At 58.0% G+C, this 16,562-nt stretch carries 17 protein-coding genes; 4 read left to right on the forward strand and 13 right to left on the reverse strand.

Annotation, left to right across the window (positions count from 1 at the left end; genetic code table 11):
* Window positions 1-28 precede the first annotated feature (28 nt).
* Window positions 29-811, forward strand: coding sequence for a hypothetical protein (locus GOW09_RS08370; protein ID WP_171117346.1), 783 nt, complete (start codon window positions 29-31; stop codon window positions 809-811).
* Here the strand turns inward: GOW09_RS08370 and GOW09_RS08375 are convergent.
* The gene (locus tag GOW09_RS08375; RefSeq protein WP_371419740.1) at window positions 766-1,128 is read right to left on the reverse strand and encodes a DUF3307 domain-containing protein; all 363 of its coding nucleotides are present in this window, start codon (window positions 1,126-1,128) and stop codon (window positions 766-768) included. The genes GOW09_RS08370 and GOW09_RS08375 overlap by 46 nt on opposite strands.
* 244 nt (window positions 1,129-1,372) lie before the next feature.
* Between GOW09_RS08375 and GOW09_RS08380 the strand changes: the two genes are divergently transcribed.
* The gene (locus tag GOW09_RS08380) at window positions 1,373-4,369 is read left to right on the forward strand and encodes a cyclic nucleotide-binding domain-containing protein (protein ID WP_171117874.1); all 2,997 of its coding nucleotides are present in this window, start codon (window positions 1,373-1,375) and stop codon (window positions 4,367-4,369) included.
* Between the two features lie 3 nt (window positions 4,370-4,372).
* Here GOW09_RS08380 and GOW09_RS08385 read toward each other — a convergent pair whose 3' ends face one another.
* From GOW09_RS08385 to GOW09_RS08425, 9 genes are all read right to left on the reverse strand, one after another.
* Entirely contained in the window at window positions 4,373-4,660 is a 288-nt protein-coding gene (locus GOW09_RS08385) for a helix-turn-helix transcriptional regulator (RefSeq protein WP_171117877.1), read from the reverse strand.
* 111 nt (window positions 4,661-4,771) lie between these two features.
* Window positions 4,772-6,004, reverse strand: coding sequence for a mandelate racemase/muconate lactonizing enzyme family protein (locus GOW09_RS08390; RefSeq protein WP_171117348.1), 1,233 nt, complete (start codon window positions 6,002-6,004; stop codon window positions 4,772-4,774).
* Window positions 6,005-6,023: 19 nt separating this feature from the next.
* Complete coding sequence (locus GOW09_RS08395; RefSeq protein ID WP_171117350.1) at window positions 6,024-7,118, reverse strand: Zn-dependent alcohol dehydrogenase; 1,095 nt, start codon at window positions 7,116-7,118, stop codon at window positions 6,024-6,026.
* Window positions 7,119-7,200: 82 nt separating this feature from the next.
* Complete coding sequence (locus GOW09_RS08400) at window positions 7,201-8,400, reverse strand: TCR/Tet family MFS transporter (protein ID WP_171117352.1); 1,200 nt, start codon at window positions 8,398-8,400, stop codon at window positions 7,201-7,203.
* Between the two features lie 100 nt (window positions 8,401-8,500).
* The gene (locus GOW09_RS08405) at window positions 8,501-9,214 is read right to left on the reverse strand and encodes an alpha/beta fold hydrolase (protein WP_171117354.1); all 714 of its coding nucleotides are present in this window, start codon (window positions 9,212-9,214) and stop codon (window positions 8,501-8,503) included.
* A 12-nt stretch (window positions 9,215-9,226) separates the two neighbouring features.
* Complete coding sequence (gene pcaD / locus GOW09_RS08410) at window positions 9,227-10,015, reverse strand: 3-oxoadipate enol-lactonase (RefSeq protein ID WP_171117879.1); 789 nt, start codon at window positions 10,013-10,015, stop codon at window positions 9,227-9,229.
* 59 nt (window positions 10,016-10,074) lie between these two features.
* Window positions 10,075-11,049 carry a threonine/serine dehydratase gene (locus GOW09_RS08415; RefSeq protein WP_171117357.1) on the reverse strand — a complete coding sequence of 325 codons (975 nt, stop codon included), beginning with the start codon at window positions 11,047-11,049 and terminating at the stop codon, window positions 10,075-10,077.
* Window positions 11,046-11,876 carry an alpha/beta fold hydrolase gene (locus tag GOW09_RS08420; RefSeq protein WP_171117359.1) on the reverse strand — a complete coding sequence of 277 codons (831 nt, stop codon included), beginning with the start codon at window positions 11,874-11,876 and terminating at the stop codon, window positions 11,046-11,048. The genes GOW09_RS08415 and GOW09_RS08420 overlap by 4 nt, the downstream gene beginning before the upstream one ends.
* On the reverse strand, window positions 11,876-12,562 hold the full coding sequence (locus GOW09_RS08425) for a haloacid dehalogenase type II (RefSeq protein WP_171117361.1): 687 nt from the start codon (window positions 12,560-12,562) through the stop codon (window positions 11,876-11,878). The genes GOW09_RS08420 and GOW09_RS08425 overlap by 1 nt, the downstream gene beginning before the upstream one ends.
* Window positions 12,563-12,688: 126 nt before the next feature.
* On the opposite strand from GOW09_RS08425, the gene GOW09_RS08430 reads away from it, so the two are divergent.
* Window positions 12,689-13,117, forward strand: coding sequence for a peptidylprolyl isomerase (locus tag GOW09_RS08430; RefSeq protein WP_171117363.1), 429 nt, complete (start codon window positions 12,689-12,691; stop codon window positions 13,115-13,117).
* 271 nt (window positions 13,118-13,388) lie between these two features.
* On the opposite strand, the gene GOW09_RS08435 is transcribed toward GOW09_RS08430, so the two are convergent.
* Genes GOW09_RS08435 through fabA form a run of 3 tightly spaced genes read right to left on the reverse strand, consistent with a single transcriptional unit; the run spans window position 13,389 to window position 15,956 of the window.
* On the reverse strand, window positions 13,389-14,180 hold the full coding sequence (locus tag GOW09_RS08435; protein ID WP_171117365.1) for an enoyl-ACP reductase: 792 nt from the start codon (window positions 14,178-14,180) through the stop codon (window positions 13,389-13,391).
* Window positions 14,181-14,185: 5 nt separating this feature from the next.
* Entirely contained in the window at window positions 14,186-15,415 is a 1,230-nt protein-coding gene (gene fabB / locus GOW09_RS08440) for a beta-ketoacyl-ACP synthase I (protein WP_171117367.1), read from the reverse strand.
* 31 nt (window positions 15,416-15,446) lie between these two features.
* Window positions 15,447-15,956 (reverse strand): bifunctional 3-hydroxydecanoyl-ACP dehydratase/trans-2-decenoyl-ACP isomerase, encoded by a 510-nt coding sequence (gene fabA / locus GOW09_RS08445; protein WP_171117369.1) that lies wholly within the window; start codon window positions 15,954-15,956, stop codon window positions 15,447-15,449.
* A gap of 186 nt (window positions 15,957-16,142) precedes the next feature.
* Here fabA and irrA point away from each other — a divergent pair, with 186 nt between their 5' ends.
* Window positions 16,143-16,559, forward strand: a complete 417-nt coding sequence (gene irrA / locus GOW09_RS08450; protein ID WP_117872833.1) for an iron response transcriptional regulator IrrA — start codon at window positions 16,143-16,145, stop codon at window positions 16,557-16,559.
* Window positions 16,560-16,562: the final 3 nt, after the last annotated feature.

Consider the following 16,562-nt stretch of genomic DNA (forward strand, 5'->3'; position numbering starts at 1 on the left):
TGTGGCTGTCAACAAGTCCGGCCCTGACATGACCGACCGAAAGACAACCGTATTGATCCTTGGCAGCGCCCCATCGGCGCTGGAGGCGCGGGCATGGTCGCGCGCGCCTTTCACGCATATCGTCGCCATCAACAACGCGTGGCGCATCCGAGAAGACTGGGATTACCTGATCCACCCCGAAGACTTCCCGGCAGAGCGCCGCCCTGGAAAAGTTTTTGGCACTCAACACATAGTCACTGCCGACGAATACGTCCCAAGACAGAATGACTATGGCGGGTTCGTCTATGCCGGCGGAACGATGGCTTTCACGGCAGGCTATTGGGCTTTGTCAGCCCTGAGCCCGGATGTTCTGGCTTTTTCCGGTTGCGACATGATGTATTCAGGATCGGGACGAACACATTTTTACGGAAATGGCACTGCGGACCCTTTGCGAGAGGACGTGACACTGCGTTCGCTTGAAGCGAAGGCCGCCCGACTGGGTCTTTTTGCAGCCGCTCAGGGGTGCAGAACCGTACGGTTATCCGGCGCGCCAAGCCGGCTGGTATTTCCATCCGTCAACATATCTGACCTGACAGCCGCACCGCTTCCCGATATTGCCGCCATGCACAATGTGCAGCGAATGGAAGATGATCTTGGATATTATGTAGCCTCTGGTCGGTATTGGGAAGTTGAACACCGGTTCGACCCTGCTGCGATTGACGCATTGGATCGGATGTGGCTAAGGGCCTATCGGCTGGCCGTATCGGAAAACGCGGCCTGGCACCGTCAGGCGGCGGCGAAGGTAACCCAGGCCCAAACCATCGCAACATAAGTCAGGTTGTGCATCAGCTGATCCAAACCTGCGGCGCGCCAAAACGCGGGTTGCGTTGGCTCAAGTCGCTTTTTGTCTGAATAGCTGGCCTTGATGAAATCGATATTGAAATGGATGAACCATTCCAGCGCCCCGACAATCAGAATAAAAGACAACGGCGCGCCGAACACCAAAAAAACGACGACAGAACCCACAACATGCACAGCGGCATGTTGCGCGCGTCCCAAGTGAAAATACTCACCCCGACCGGAAAGCATCTTCGGTGTCTGGAGGTAGTAGTCAGCGAACATATGCTTGATCAGCAAAAGACAAAGCATAAGAAACACTGCGCCAATACTGGCAGTCAAAAGAACCCTCCCGATATCGTTCTGACGCCAACATTAGGCAATAAAACGGGCACGCGTAAATGAACTAGTTCACATTCGGTCAAGAAATTTTCCAAAAGGGAAAAATTTGCTTATCCTGTCTGGATGATATTTGATTCATGCTGTTGAAATTGCATGCATTGCGTTTAATCCACGTCGAAGGTCAGCAGCAGGGGCAGGTTCCATAGAACGCACAATTTTCCGCTTTATCTGGAAATACTCCAAGCGCGAACAGCTGATCCTGCTGGCCGTGACGGCGACGCTGTTTCCTTTGCTGTACCTCACGCTTGAGTTGCCAAAACGAATAATCAATGACGCGATCGGGTCGTCCACCTCTGAGGTGACGATCTGGGGCTATTCCATGTCGCAGACCAGTTTTCTGGTTGTTCTGTGCTTTGCCTTTCTGGCGGCCGTGCTGTGCCACGGCCTGATGAAAATGCGCATCAACACCATGAAGGGCGTGCTGAGTGAACGGATGCTGCGGCGCTTCCGCTATCAGTTGATCAGCCGGGCGCTGCGCTTTCCTCAACCCTATTTCGAGCGTGTCAGCCAAGGTGAAATGGTGTCAATGATCACCGCCGAAAGCGAGCCGATGGGCGGCCTGATGGGCGATGCGATCAGCCAGCCGGTTCTTCAGGCCGGCCAAATGATCACCATACTTTCCTTCCTGTTCCTGCAAAGCGTCTGGTTCGGGCTGGCCGCGGTGGCACTGATACCCTTGCAGGCCTGGTTGATCCCCAAGCTGCAACGCCAGATCAACCTGCTGAACAAAAAACGCATTCAGGAGGTTCGGGTTCTGGCGGCGCAGATCGGCGAGAACGCAGCGGGCGCGTCCACCCTGCGGACCAATGGCGGCTGGCGTTTTCGCCGGTCGATGATCTCAGAGCAATTGGGACGCCTGTTCGGCATCCGTTTCGAGATCTATCAAAAGAAGTTTTTCATGAAATTCCTGAACAACTTCATCTCGCAGCTTACACCGTTCATGTTCTATCTGGTTGGTGGTCTGTTGGTGCTTCAGGGCTCGGTTTCACTGGGGGCGCTGGTTGCCGCATTGGCTGCGTACAAGGATCTCAGCTCACCTTGGAAGGAACTGCTGACCTATTACAACCAGACCCAGGACATGTCGCTGCGCTGGGATGTGGTTCTTGACCGTTTTGCCCCGGCCGGAATGCATGATGAAACCTTGTTCAAAGGTGAACCTACCGAGTGGCCGCACCTGAACGGCGACATCGTGCTGCATCACGTTTCGGTGCGCGACATGGATGGCAATCAGGTGCTTGATGATCTGGACCTCAGTTTTCCTGCCGGAAAGACAATTGGGATCGCCGCCCCCAGCGAGGAAGATCGACGCGCCATCGGCGAATTGCTGACACGGGAAATACGTCCAAGTGCTGGCCAGATTCGGATCGGGGATCTGAAACTGGCCGAGGTGCATCAGGCGGTTGTCGCCGCGCGTATCGGGTATGTCACATCACGCCCTGTCATGTTTCAGGGTACGCTGGGCGACAACGTGATGATGCCGATGCGGTTCAAACCGCTGACTGACCCGCCGGACGATCCGGATTTTCTTGAAACTCTGAGGGCGGGCAACAGTGCCGATCCGTTCAGGGCGGAATGGCTGGACCCAACTCTGGCCGGCTTTCAGGACGCCGCAGAACTGCGTGCCTGGTGGTTGCAGTTGATTGATGGAATGGGGTTTGGCGCAGCGCTGTTCCAACGGGGCGCCGAACAAAGTTTCGATGCGGCCGAGCATTGTGAACTGGCAAAGAAACTGATCGAGCTGCGCCCGGTCGTGCAGCAGGCCGTTCGGGAGGCCGGGCTGGAACAACAGGCGCTTGTCTTTGACCGGAACACCTATAACGCGGCTCTGCCTGTGGCTGAAAATCTGCTTTTCGCAACGCCACGTGTTCCTGTGACACAAGCTTTGCTTGCGCAGCAAAAGGTCTTTCTTGGACAGTTGCGTGAACTGGGGCTGGACGAGACATTGATCGCGTTGACCCGCGATGTGATCGACATGCTGCGCCAGATCTTCGGGATCGATGGAACCGACCACCCGTTGTTCCAAAAGCTTGGTCTTGATGCAAAAACCTATGAAATTGCAGTGGATCTGGTGGACCAGACCCGCAAAGAAGGTTCGGACGGGCTGGATGACGAACAGCTTGCCAACATGTTGGCGGTGCCATTTGTGATCTCTGCCGAACAGATCGGACCTGCGTTCACGGATGAACTGAAGGATCGCATCCTTGAACTCCGGCACAGCCATTCCGAGAAACTGATGGAGCGTTTGCAAGACGTCTTCGTTCCATTGGATACGAACGTCTTTGCGCCCGGATTGACGGTCATGGAAAATGCGCTGTTCGGAAAAGTCAGCCAGATTGGCGGTTCCCGTTCGGACGAAGCCCGCAAGGTGATTGTCGATGTGTTGGCTGAAAACGGCGCGCGCCCATTGGTCACAGAGCTGATCTATGATGTGCAGGTTGCTTTGGGCGGTCAGAATCTTCCGGCGGTATTTGCCGAACCCTTGGCCTTTACCCGTGCGACGATCAAGAAACCTGACATCCTGATTCTGGAAAATGCGCTGGCCAGCTACGACATGAAAACGCAGGTTGCTGTCTATAAACGGCTTCGTGAACTGCTGCCGGACACCACTGTTGTCTATCTGAATGATCAGTTCGAAAACCCCGGTGCATTCGACATGTATGTGGAAATCCGGCAAGGTCGTGTGGTCTCGGACGGAGGGCCTGTGGAGGTGGAGGAAGACAGTGCAGCATCGGCGGATTTGACGCGGAAACTGCGCGCTCTGGAACAAACCCCGTTGTTTTCGGGCCTGGATCGGCGGCAGCTGCGCCTGCTGGCCTTTGGTGCGCGCTGGTTTGATGCCGAGCCGGGGCAGGTGGTGTTCTTGAAAGATGACCAACCCACCGACGGTGCCTATGTGGTGCTGGAGGGCGAAGCAGGTTTGTATCTGCCGCAAGAACAGGGGCCTGACCAATTGATCACCAAAGTCGGGCCTGGTGCTTTGGTCGGAGAGTTGGGCCTGATCAGAAAAGAACCACGTGCGCTGAGCATGGTGGCGGAAACCCAGCTTTCCTGCTTGCGGATCGGTGAAGAAGAATTCCTTGCCGTTGTGGAAAACGACGCGGCGACCGCATTCAAGCTGTTGCAGGTGATCGCCGGCTATGTGTCCAATTAGCGATCAGCAGTCCGTGTTGCAGAACAAATCATAAAGCAGACGGATCACTTTTTCCGTGGCGCCGTCGCGCAATGAATAATAGATTGTTTTGCCTTCCCGACGCGTCGAGACCAACTCTTCCTCGCGCAGGCGCGCCAGCATCTGGCTGACTGCGGCCTGCCGCAGCTGAAGCAGCACTTCAAGTTGGCCAACGGATTTTTCACCACCACCAAGATGGCACAAGATCATCAGACGCCCCTCGTGCGCCAGTGTTTTAAGAAATGCAGCCGCGCGTGCAGCATTGTCTTTCATGTCCGGCAGAGCGTCTGTTGGGTGTTCCTGAGGTTCGGTTTCGTTAAGTGCCACTTTCTGACCGTCATATCGCGTTTGTGATGCCAATATGCATCAAGGCCATTGATATTGTCACCCCTCGGTTGCCGGGGCGCCCCCTTGAAAAGCGTTGCCTTCAACGTAATTGCATGGGTCCTCCTGCATTTGCAGATGCAACCCGTCGCCGTCATATGGGTGCGCGCGGGCCAGGTCTTCATCGACATCAATCCCAAGGCCCGGAGCATCCGGGGCAGCGACAAAGCCATTCTCGACCCGGATCGATCCCTTGATCAGTTGATCGTGGAACGGTGTTTCGATGGTTTCCAGAAGCAGCAGGTTGGGAATGGACGCCGCCAGATGAATATTGGCGGCCCATTCCACCGGACCGGCATACAGGTGCGGTGCCATCTGCGCGTTGAAGACCTCGGCCATGGCGGCGACTTTCTTCATCTCCCATATTCCGCCTGCGCGTCCCAGGGCCGGTTGCAGGATTTCGGCGGCTCCGGCGCGCAGGACGGCTCCGAATTCGGCCTTTGTGGTCATCCGTTCTCCGCTTGCAACCGGAATGCGTACATTGCGCGCGACGCGGGCCATGTCTTCGATATTGTCCGGCGGCGTAGGTTCTTCGAACCACAGAGGTTGGTATGGTTCCAACGCCTGCCCCAAACGAATTGCACCGGCTGTGTTGAACTGGCCATGAGTGCCGAACAGCAGATCGGCCCTGTCCCCCACGGCCTCGCGGATCGCCTTGCAGAAGGCAACGGATATGGAAATGTCGCGCATCGCGGGCATGTGCCCGCCGCGGATCGTATAGGGGCCGGCCGGGTCGAATTTCACGGCAGTGTAGCCACGTTTTACCATTTCCGCCGCCGTTTCACCGGCCTGTTCGGCAGAGGTCCAGAAATCGTTCAGGTTGTGCTGGGGCAGGGGGTACAGGTAAGTATAGGCCCGGATCCGGTCATTCATCCTGCCGCCCAGCAGCGCATGCACCGGCCTGTCGCGATCTTTGCCCAGAATGTCCCAGCAGGCTATTTCCAACCCCGAGAATGCGCCCATCACCGTCAGGTCCGGCCGCTGCGTAAAGCCGCTGGAATAGGCGCGGCGGAACATGAGTTCAATGTTTTCGGGGTTTTCTCCCAACATATGCCGGTCGAACACGTCCTGAATGACATGACGCATCGCTTCGGGGCCCACGGACGAGGCATAACACTCACCCCATCCCGTGATGCCGGTATCGGTCGTCACTTTGACAAGTATCCAGTATCGCCCTCCCCAGCCAGGAGCGGGCGGGGCGGTGACGATGACGTCTAGATCCTGAAGTTTCATCCCAAGTCCTTTTGGTGGGTCAGGTCCTGTCGAACAGGATCACATTTCGCTTGGCCGATCCGGTTTTGGTGTCGGCGATGGCCTCGTTGATCTGATCCAGAGACCAGCGGCCCGAGATCAGCTCGTCCAGTTTCAGCCGCCCCTGCTTATACAGGTCCACCATCCATGGTATGTCGCGCTGAATGACCACGTCGCCCATTTTCGACCCGACGATACCCTGGCCCAGGGCTGCCAATACAACAGGTTCATAGCTGGCCATGTCACCGGAATGTGGCATCCCGATCATGATCGCCTTGCCGCCGCGCCCAAGATAGCGCGGAGCTTGATCATAAGCGGGAACCGCGCCGACAGTGATCAGAACGGCATCGGCACCGCGTCCACCCAGCGCCCTGTATGCAGCTTTCCAAGGTTGATCCAAGCTGGCCAAAACGCCGTGGGTTGCGCCGAACTCTTTGGCGACCTCAAGCTTTTCTTCGGTCATGTCCACGGCCACGATCCGCCGGGCGCCTGCAATCCGCGCGCCTTGAATTGCGTTCAGGCCGACACCGCCGGCCCCAATGACCACCACGTCCTGACCGGGGCGCACGCCCGCCGCATTCACCGCAGCGCCGACCCCGGTGATCACACCGCAGGACAGCAGGCTGGCCAGTTCCTTGGGCAGGTCATCCGGGATTTTGACGATCTGGCGGTGGCTTACCACGACCTTTTCGGCAAAGGCCCCGCATGCCATCGCCTGTTCGAGCGGGCCGCCATCGCCTGTTTTCAATGGACCTTTGACAGTGTCGTAGGGTGTTTCGCAAATTGTCGGTTGCCCGCCTGCGCAAGCAGGGCAAGACCCGCAGGCGCGGATCAGGGTCACCACCACAGGGTCGCCGACCTTGAAATCCCCGGCCGCCTCTCCGACTGCGGTGATCACGCCTGCGGCTTCGTGCCCGTAAACGGCTGGCAGGAACCCTCCCCATGCGCCTTCGGCATAGGAAATGTCCGAATGGCAGATGGCCACGGCATCCAGTGTCACCTCGACCTCGCCCGTGCCGGGGGGTGCCAGATGAACGTCTTCGATCACCAGTGGCTCGCCAAATGCCCGGCAGACTGCGGCTTTGATTTTTTGCATGTTGTCCCTCACTCCCGTTGGGTTCACGGTGGCGCGGGAAAAGGCGGCTCGCAAGGCAGAAACCGCCATTTGCGTGTCGTTGTTACGCTACGACAGGCCGGGACCGTCTAAACAGAAGGAACCCTGCCAGCATCAACATGAGTGCCAGCAGGAAAGGGGCGCCGGGCAGGTAGAGCGGGGTGTCAGGTCGAATGAACTGCGCGAATACGCTGGTCATCACCAACGGTGAGATCACCATCGAAAGCGCATGCAACGCAGTCAGGACACCTTGCAATTCGCCTTGCTGCGAATCTGGTGTGGCCCGTGACATCATCGCCTGAAGGGCGGGCGTGATGACCGCCCCAATGGCGGTAATCGGAATGAGAAGCAGTGCAATCAGGCCGTTGGTCAGAAAGGCCAGAATGGCGAAGCTTATGATTTCAAAGATCATGCCATGGATGATTGTTGCCCGCTCGCCCAAAAGCCGGATGGCCGGGCGGATCAGACCGCCTTGCACGACGGCCATGCCGATACCATAGATTCCAAGCGACAGGCCGATCATCTGCGCGGACCAACCGAAGCGCTCGGTCGTGAAATAGGACCAGATGGCCGGATAGACGTAGATTGAAACCGAATACAGGAAATAGACCCACAGCATCGGCTGGATGCCGGGCAATGATGCTATGGCGCGAAGCGAGTTCACCGGGTTCGCGCGTCGCAGGTTGAAGGCACGCCTGTTTTCATCGGTCACCGTTTCGGGCATCACGAAATATCCGATGCAGAAGGTCAACGCCGCCAAACCCGCAGCAGCCCAGAACGGTGCACGAGTTCCAAATTCGCTTAGCAATCCGCCGATCACCGGACCCAGGACGAACCCCACGCCAAAAGCGGCGCCCAGAAGGCCGAAATTTGCGGCCTTGTCTTTTGGGTCGGACACATCCGCCATGAAAGCCGCCGCTGTAGAATGGGTGGCCGCCGTGATGCCGCCAATGATACGTCCGACCAGCAAAAGCCAGATACTGCCCGCCATGGCCATGACGACATAGTCCAGCGCCATGACGAACAAGGACACCAGCAATACCGTTCTACGCCCGTAAGCATCGGACAGATTTCCCAGAATGGGGCCGAAGATGAATTGCATCGCGGCAAAGGCTGTGCTCAGCACACCGCCCCAGATCGCGGCATTGGCCAGGGTGCCGCCCTGAACCTCGACAATCAGTTGCGGCATGATCGGCATCACAAGACCAATGCCCATAGCATCGATCATGACGATGCCGAGGATGAAGAAAAACGGCAGACGCATGGGACCTGAACAAATGAGTTGTGAGCGGCACCCTAGTCATGCCCGACGAATGAGGAAAGAGACAGTTCCGCCGGACACCCCATGTCGTTGCGGCAGGTTGCTAGAGTTTGCCCGCCAGTTCGGACAGAAGCTCAGCCAATTCCTGCGGATGTGAAAAAAACGGCGAATGCGAGCTGTCGATTGTACGTCGAAGGTTTTCGGGGACGCAGGCGCTCATGTCTGCCTGGTACTCGGTCGGTATCGTGTGGTCGTCGGTTGTTCGGATATAGGCCTTGGGGACCTTGGCAAAGCGTGCGCCGACAGGCAGCGGTGTTTCTTGTGGCAGGATGGCTTGCGGACACAGGCGCGCGTATGCGTATGGCAGGATGTCGTCCGGGCAATCGTGATAAAACAGCTTTGGGACCGCATCCACGGACACGGTATAGGAAAGCCCGTCCGCAGATTTTTCCACTGCGTGCGCAATGGTTTGCCGCGACCCGCGCCTGCGCATTTCCGCCATCGAAAGACCATCCCGGGGGACATAGGCACACAGGTAAATCAAAGCGCGCATTGCATCCGGGCGCGCCTCGGCCGCTGCGCTGATCGGAAAGCCGGCCCAGGAATGGCCGACGACGATCGTATCGGGTGTACAGGCGTTCAAAATGGCATCGCGGCAACTGTCCAGCGTGACGTCGGCCACCGGCGTGGGGTCTGCACCATGGCTGGGCATGTCGATGGCGCGGGCGGTATGGCCCAGGGCTTCCAAAGCGGGGATCAGGTCGCGCCAGCACCAGGCGCCGTGACACGAGCCATGGACCAACAGGAAGGACGTCATTGTCATTCTCCTTCAGACATGTCCGATCTCGGTCAGAAATCCGGTCAGGATTTCTGCGTATTCCGCGGGTTTCTCAACGCAAGGCAAATGTCCGGCGCGGCGGATCAGCCGAAATCGGGATCCGGGAACAAGATCAATCGTTTCCCGCACCAGATCGGGCGGGGTCGATCCGTCTTCGCTGCCCGCAATCCCAAGCGTGGGCAGGCGCAGGCCGCTTGTTGGGGTATAAAAGTCGGTACCGGCAATGGCGGCACAGCAGCCCAGATACCCTTCGACTGGTTGGCTGACCATCATATCGCGCCAGGGCAGGTGGTTTTGCGCGCGGCGGTATTCGCGCGAGAACCAACGCTCCATCGTGGCATCGGCCAGAGCCTCGATCCCGCCCTTTCGCACCGCCTGAATACGCTCTTGCCAGATCGAAGGCGTGGCGATCTTGGCAGCGGTGTTCGACAGCACCAGCGCACGAATCTGGTCCATGCGTTTGACCGCCAGCCCCTGCGCGATCATCCCGCCAATCGAGAGGCCGACAAAGACGCAATCGCGAACCTGAAGGTGATCCAGCAGCGCCTCGGCATCCCGCACCAAAGCGCCCATCGAATAGGGTGCAGGGGGCACCGAGGATTGCCCGTGCCCACGTTTGTCATACCGGATGACGCGCAGCCCGTCGGGCATGTATGGCAGCACCGCGTCCCAGAGATGCAGGTCGGTTCCCAGGGAATTGGCAAACACAATGGGTGCACCGTCCGTGGGGCCGTCGATGCGATAGTTCAGTTTCACGTCGCCCAGATCAGCGATCATCATGACAAAGGTCCTTGTCGTCATGCGGTCCTGATGCAATTTGCACAGCTTTCGCACCCATGTCAGGTCAGGAATTCCAACGCCTTAGCAAATATTCCCGGATCGACATTCCCGCCCGATGTGACGACGATCACGTCGTCGCCTTCGATCTCGTCGCCCCGGAAAAGGGCTGCGGCCAGGGCTACGGCGCCGCCGGGTTCCAACACGATTTTAAGGCGCAGAAAGGCATATGCCATGGCCTGCAATGCCTCGTCTTCGGTGACAGAAAGTCCGGGGCCGCAAAGACGGTGAAGGATCGGAAAGGTGATGTCGCCGGGCTGCGGTGTCAGGATCGCATCGCATATGTTACCCGACGCCGCATTGTTGTTTTGAATGCGACCTGACGCCAAGGATCGTTTGACGTCGTCGAACCCTTCCGGCTCACAGGGGCGCGCCCGCAAATTCGGCGCGTGTTTCTCCAGCGCCAGCGCAATGCCCGAGGTCAAACCTCCGCCGCCGCAACAGATCAGAACATCCGCCTGCGAAACCCCAATTTCCGCTGCCTGCCTGGCGATTTCCAGCCCGGTTGTGCCTTGCCCCGCGATGACCTGCGGTTCGTCATAGGGGCGGATCAGGGTCAGACCCCGTTCGGCAGCGATGGCCTCGCCTATTTCCTCCCGTTTTTCATTCGCACGATCGTACAAAACGACTTCGCCGCCCAGCGCGCGGGTGTTGTCGATCTTGAGTTGCGGCGCGTCCGACGGCATGACAATGACCGAGGCAATCCCGTGCTTCGCGGCGGCCATCGCAACGCCTTGCGCATGGTTGCCTGATGAATATGCGATCACACCACGCTGGCGTATGCCCTCATCCAGCGCCGAAATGGCCGACCACGCGCCGCGAAACTTGAAACTGCCTGTATGTTGCAGGCATTCCGGTTTGACCCAAATCCGGCGGCCCGCAAGCGTGTCGAGAAAGGGCGACGACAGGATCGGCGTTTCGCGAACGTGTCCTTTCAGCCGCTCTGCGGCGGCTTCGATCATCTCAAATGTGCTCATGCGGCGTTCTTCAATACCTTCTGTATCAGGTCCAGTGATTGGGGTTCGTTCAGGAAAGGAACATGCCCACGATCCGGTACCTCGACCGAGATCAGGCCCGGGTGTCGGTGCCGCATCTCGGCCAGAGTGGCCACGCCCAGAACATCGGAATTCGCGCCCCGGATCACACCGGTGGGAATGTCGCGCAAGGCTTCGAAGAACACCCATAGATCAGGGGCTGCCCCGCTTGCAGCTTGTTCAAGAAGCGCCTTGCGCAAGGCTGGATCATATCGCAACTTCAGCCCATCCTTGCGCATTTCATACTGAAATTCTGCCTGTTTGCGCCAGGTTTCCAGTGGAACACCGGGAAATTGCGGCTCCATTACGTGTTTCAATTCGGCGGCGGCTTCATCATAGGTTTTGGCCGTGGGCTGCGCCCCCACGTAGGCCATGATCTTGGCGATACCCGACGGCTCGATAACCGGCCCCACGTCATTCAGAATTACGGCGGCCAGACGTTCAGGATGGCTTGCGGCCAGCGCCATGGCGATCAACCCGCCGCGCGATGTGCCCAGAATGACTGCTTTAGCGATCCCCAGATGATCGAGCAGCTCAATCGCGTCATGGGATTCGCGGAAGATATTGTAGTTCATGAAATCGGAGTCGTATTCCGAACGCCCGCGCCCCCTGTAATCCATGGCGATCATGCGCAGGCCCGAGGCATGTGGCGCAAAAAACGAAAAGTCGCGGCTGTTTCGAGTCAGACCGGCCAGGCACAAAAGCGGCGTGCCGGTGCCGGTCTCTTCGAAATAGATGCGCCTGCCGTCCGTTGTCATGAATTCTGACATCAGATACCGGCCAGCTTGGGAATCGAGGTCAGATCGGACAGCACATGCGCAGGTGTCCAGGGAAGGCGATCCATGGGTTCACCAATCCGATTGACCCATGCGGTCACAAAACCGTACCCGCTGGCCCCGGCAGCGTCCCAGCCGTTCGAACTGACGAACAAGACCTCATCGCGTGCGCAGCCAAACCTGTCTTGCACCAGATCATAGACACGGGCGTGGGGTTTGAAGACGCCGACGCTTTCGACCGACAGAACATCATCCAATACATCGCCGATTCCGGCGGAATTCACGGCTCCGTCCAGCATGGGGGGCGACCCATTGGACAGGATCGCCGTGTGCAGCCCACCATCCTTGAGGGCTTTCAGCATGGCCGGAACTTCGGGATAGGCCTGCAATTCCCAATAGAGATCAAGCAGACGTTGGCGCAGTTCCGGGTTGCCTTGCAGGCCTGTGGCCTCCAGAGCCCAATCCAGCCCGTCCTGGGTGACGTCCCAGAAATCCGCATGCGCATCCGCCACGGCGCGCAGCCATGTGTATTGCAGTTGTTTCAGACGCCAATGCCCCGCAACGGTGGTCCATTTGTCTTTCAGGGCTTCGAAACCCGGCTCGTCTGCCGCCTGTCGGGCAGCCGCGGCAACATCGAACAATGTTCCGTAGGCGTCGAACACACAGGTCGTGATCGCCATATGATCCTCCTTTGATTGCGCGCAGGTTGGCACATCGGCGCAGGGGGTGAAAGAGCCGAGGGTTTACAACATTGTGTCAACCTATAGGGTTGGCCGCTTAACCCCTTGGAACGGCCGGAGGCCACGATGACCGAAATCAAACAAGGCGACACGGTTCGCATCCACTACACCGGGACGTTGCTGGACGGCAAAGTCTTTGACAGCTCGGACGGGCGTGATCCGCTGGAATTCGTGGTCGGGTCGGGCCAGATCATCCCGGGTCTGGACCGTGCCATGCCGGGCCTGTCCACCGGGGACAAGACGCGGGTCGAGATTGCCTGCACCGACGCCTACGGCCCGATCAACCCGGCGATGCGTCAGGAAATTCCCCGTGAAGGCATTCCAGACGACATCCCCCTGGATCCAGGGACACAGTTGCAGATGCAAACGCCAGAAGGTCAGGCCGTGCCTGTAACGGTTGTGGATTCAAACGACGCCACCGTTACCCTGGATGCAAATCATCCGCTGGCAGGGCAGGATCTGGTTTTCGAGATCGAAGTCGTTTCAGTCAACTGAGACATGGTTCGAGCCGGATGTCCGGCCCGGATCTCACCCTATCAGAGCGTGAAACGCGGCCCGCACCTGTGGCTGCGTAAAGAAGACAAATACCAGCAGCAGCGAAGTCAACGTAAGCAATAGCACCCTAGCCCGTTGGCTGAGAAAGCCGGGTTTTCGCCTGCTTTGCGTGACGCGTGCATTATTTGCAATGATCTGGTCAAGTTTGCTCATATCGATTACCTGCCGCTAAATGATGGTAAAATCTGGGCAGCGGCAGGGAAAGATATGGTCACATGGATTCGGGTTGAGGCATGCCCAGAACGTGGAAACCACCGTCAACGCGGATGATCTCACCCGTCGTGCAGGCACCGGCATCTGACGTCAGGTACACAGCCGTTCCGCCGACAGCTTCAAGTGTGGCGTTAGAGCGCATCGGTGCATTCTGATCGCAGAATTTGTAGGTCTTGCGCGCGCCGCCGATGGCTGCACCGGCGAGGGTTCTCATCGGCCCCGGGGAAATCGCATTCACGCGGATGCCATCGGGGCCAAGATCGTTGGCCAGATAGCGCGTTGCTGATTCCAGCGCAGCCTTTGCGACACCCATCACGTTGTAGTTGGGCACAACCCGGTTGGAACCCTGATAAGTCAGGGTCAACAGGGAACCGCCATTGTCTTTCATCATCGGATAGGCGCGACGCGCGACCTCGATGAAGGAATAGGCCGAAACATCCATCGAATGCTTGAAATTCGCCCGTGTTGTATTCAGGAACCGACCTGTCAACTCGGACTTATCCGAATAGGCGATCGCATGGACCAGGAAATCTATGGTGGGCCAACGTTCGGCCAACTCGCCAAAAGCGCGATCCAGAGACTCGTCGTCGGTGACATCCGCATCGACCATGAAATCGCTGCCCAGGCTCTGAGCCAGCGGCTCCAGCCGTTTTCCGAATGCCTCGCCCTGATAGGTGAATGCCAGTTCGGCGCCAGCCTCGTGCATGGCCTTGGCAATGCCCCACGCAATCGAGCGGTCATTGGCCACGCCCATGATCAGGCCGCGTTTACCTTTGAGAAGATCCGACATTACTTTCACCCGTTATACTTTGAAAGAACCATGGACCCGTTTGTGCCGCCAAAGCCGAAGCTGTTGGTCATGACACTGTCCAGTCCTGCGTTTTCAACCACTTGAGTCGCAATTTCACCGGGCTGAATGCCTTCGGCAAGCGTGTCGACATTGATCGATGGTGTAATGAAATCATTTTCCAGCATCAGCAGGCAGAAAATAGTTTCAAGCGCGCCCGCCGCGCCCTGAGCGTGGCCTGTCATCGACTTTGTCGAGGAGATGGGGGGTACGTTGCCTTCGCCAAAGATGCGGCGCACTGCCTCTACCTCACCCACATCGCCGACGGGGGTCGAGGTGCCGTGGGCATTGATATAGCCGACCTTGCGCCCCTCGGGCAGGGTACTCAGAGCAAGTCTCATCGCGCGCTCGCCGCCCTCACCTGAAGGAGCAACCATGTCGTGGCCGTCTGAAGTTGCGGCATAACCCGTAACTTCAGCATAAATCTTGGCGCCGCGGGCCAGGGCGTGGTCCAGTTCTTCCAGAACAACGATTCCACCGCCGCCCGAAATCACGAAACCATCGCGGTTTTCGTCGAACGCGCGCGAGGCTTTATCGGGTGTGTCATTATATTTCGACGACATGGCGCCCATTGCATCGAACAGGCAGGAAAGCGTCCAGTCCAGTTCTTCACCGCCGCCGGCGAACATGACGTCCTGCTTGCCAAGCATGATCTGTTCGGCCGCGTTGCCGATGCAATGCAGCGAGGTCGAGCAGGCCGACGTGATCGAATAGTTGATGCCCTTGATCTTGAACGCGGTCGCCAGATTGGCCGAGATCGTCGAGCACATGCATTTTGGCACGGCAAACGGCCCGATGCGCTTGGTCGCGCCCGTCTTCAGAACAGTCTGATGCGCCGTCAGCATCGCGCTGGTCGATGGTCCGCCAGAGCCAGCAACAAGCCCGGTGCGCGGATTGACGATCTGGTCTTCGGTCAGACCAGAATCGGCAATCGCCTGGCTCATGGCGATATGTGCATAGGCCGCCCCTGGACCCATGAAGCGCAATGTGCGCTTGTCCACATGCTGGGCCACGTCGATCTTGAGCGTTCCTGCGATCTGGCTGCGAAAACCATGTTCCGCCATCTGTTCGCTGGCCACGATCCCGGATTTACCTGCTTTGAGCGAGGTCAGTACCTCTTCGGCATTGTTCCCGATCGAGGACACAACCCCCAGACCGGTGACGACTACTCGACGCATGTGCGCACTCCTTGTTTCAGACCGTTCAGGCTCAGGCCTCGGACAGAACGACCTTCATGTCCTTGACATCATAAATCATCTCGCCATCGGCTTCGACAATGCCATCCGCCACACCCATTGTCAGGCGGCGCGTTTGAACCGCTTTTTTGAAATCGATTTTATACGTCAGCATTTTACGGTTCGGGCGCACCATGCCGGTCAGCTTTACTTCGCCGACGCCAACGGCCATGCCGCGCCCTTGCCATCCACGCCAGCCAAGGTTGAAACCGGTCAGTTGCCAAAGCCCGTCCAGCCCCAGACAGCCCGGCATGATCGGGTTGCCCGGAAAGTGGCACTCAAAGAACCAAAGGTCGGGTGTGATGTCGAATTCGGCCAGCACATGGCCCTTGCCGTGCAGACCACCATCCGCAGAGATGTCGGTGATCCGGTCCATCATCAGCATCGGTGGGGCGGGCAATTGTGCGTTGCCGGGGCCAAATAACTCACCGCGAGCGCATTTCAGCAGATCATCTTTGTCAAAACTGCTAGGGAACTGGGCCATTCTGCCACCTTTCCTGCCGGGGGTCTGTCTTTACATCTGGCTTCGTCTAACACCCGTTTGCAAGGTCCTGCAAGAGCGGCGCGCCACATCATGTTGTGTTGGTTCTTATCTTGCGAATGAATTTCATTTGTAATTGCCGGTGATGCGCCCCTATATATATAGGCAGCAATAACGGGTATCGGATCGATGACACCTCAGAGCCGCGAAATCGCAACAGGTTGGCTGGTGAATGCCGGCTTGCGACCGACGCGTCAGCGCGTGGCGCTGGCCGAGCTTCTGGTGGGCGACGGCCGCCATCGCCATGTCACCGCAGAAAGCCTTTTTGAATCGGCAAAGGCGAATGGGGATGCGGTGTCTCTGGCAACGGTCTACAACACCCTGCGTGCTTTCTGCGATGCAGGCGTCCTGCAAGAAATCACAGTGGACGGATCGAAAAGCTATTTCGACACGAACACACACGATCATCCTCACTTTTATTGGGAAGACGACGCAAGGCTAAGTGATGCGCCGTCGGATCAGCTGGTCATTCAGCGCCTTCCCGAGGCGCCGGAAGGTGTCGAAATCGCCTCTGTCGATGTCGTCATTCGCTTGCGCAGGAAGTAACAG

The organism is Ruegeria sp. HKCCA5463, assembly GCF_013034175.1.
Taxonomy (GTDB): Bacteria; Pseudomonadota; Alphaproteobacteria; order Rhodobacterales; family Rhodobacteraceae; genus Ruegeria.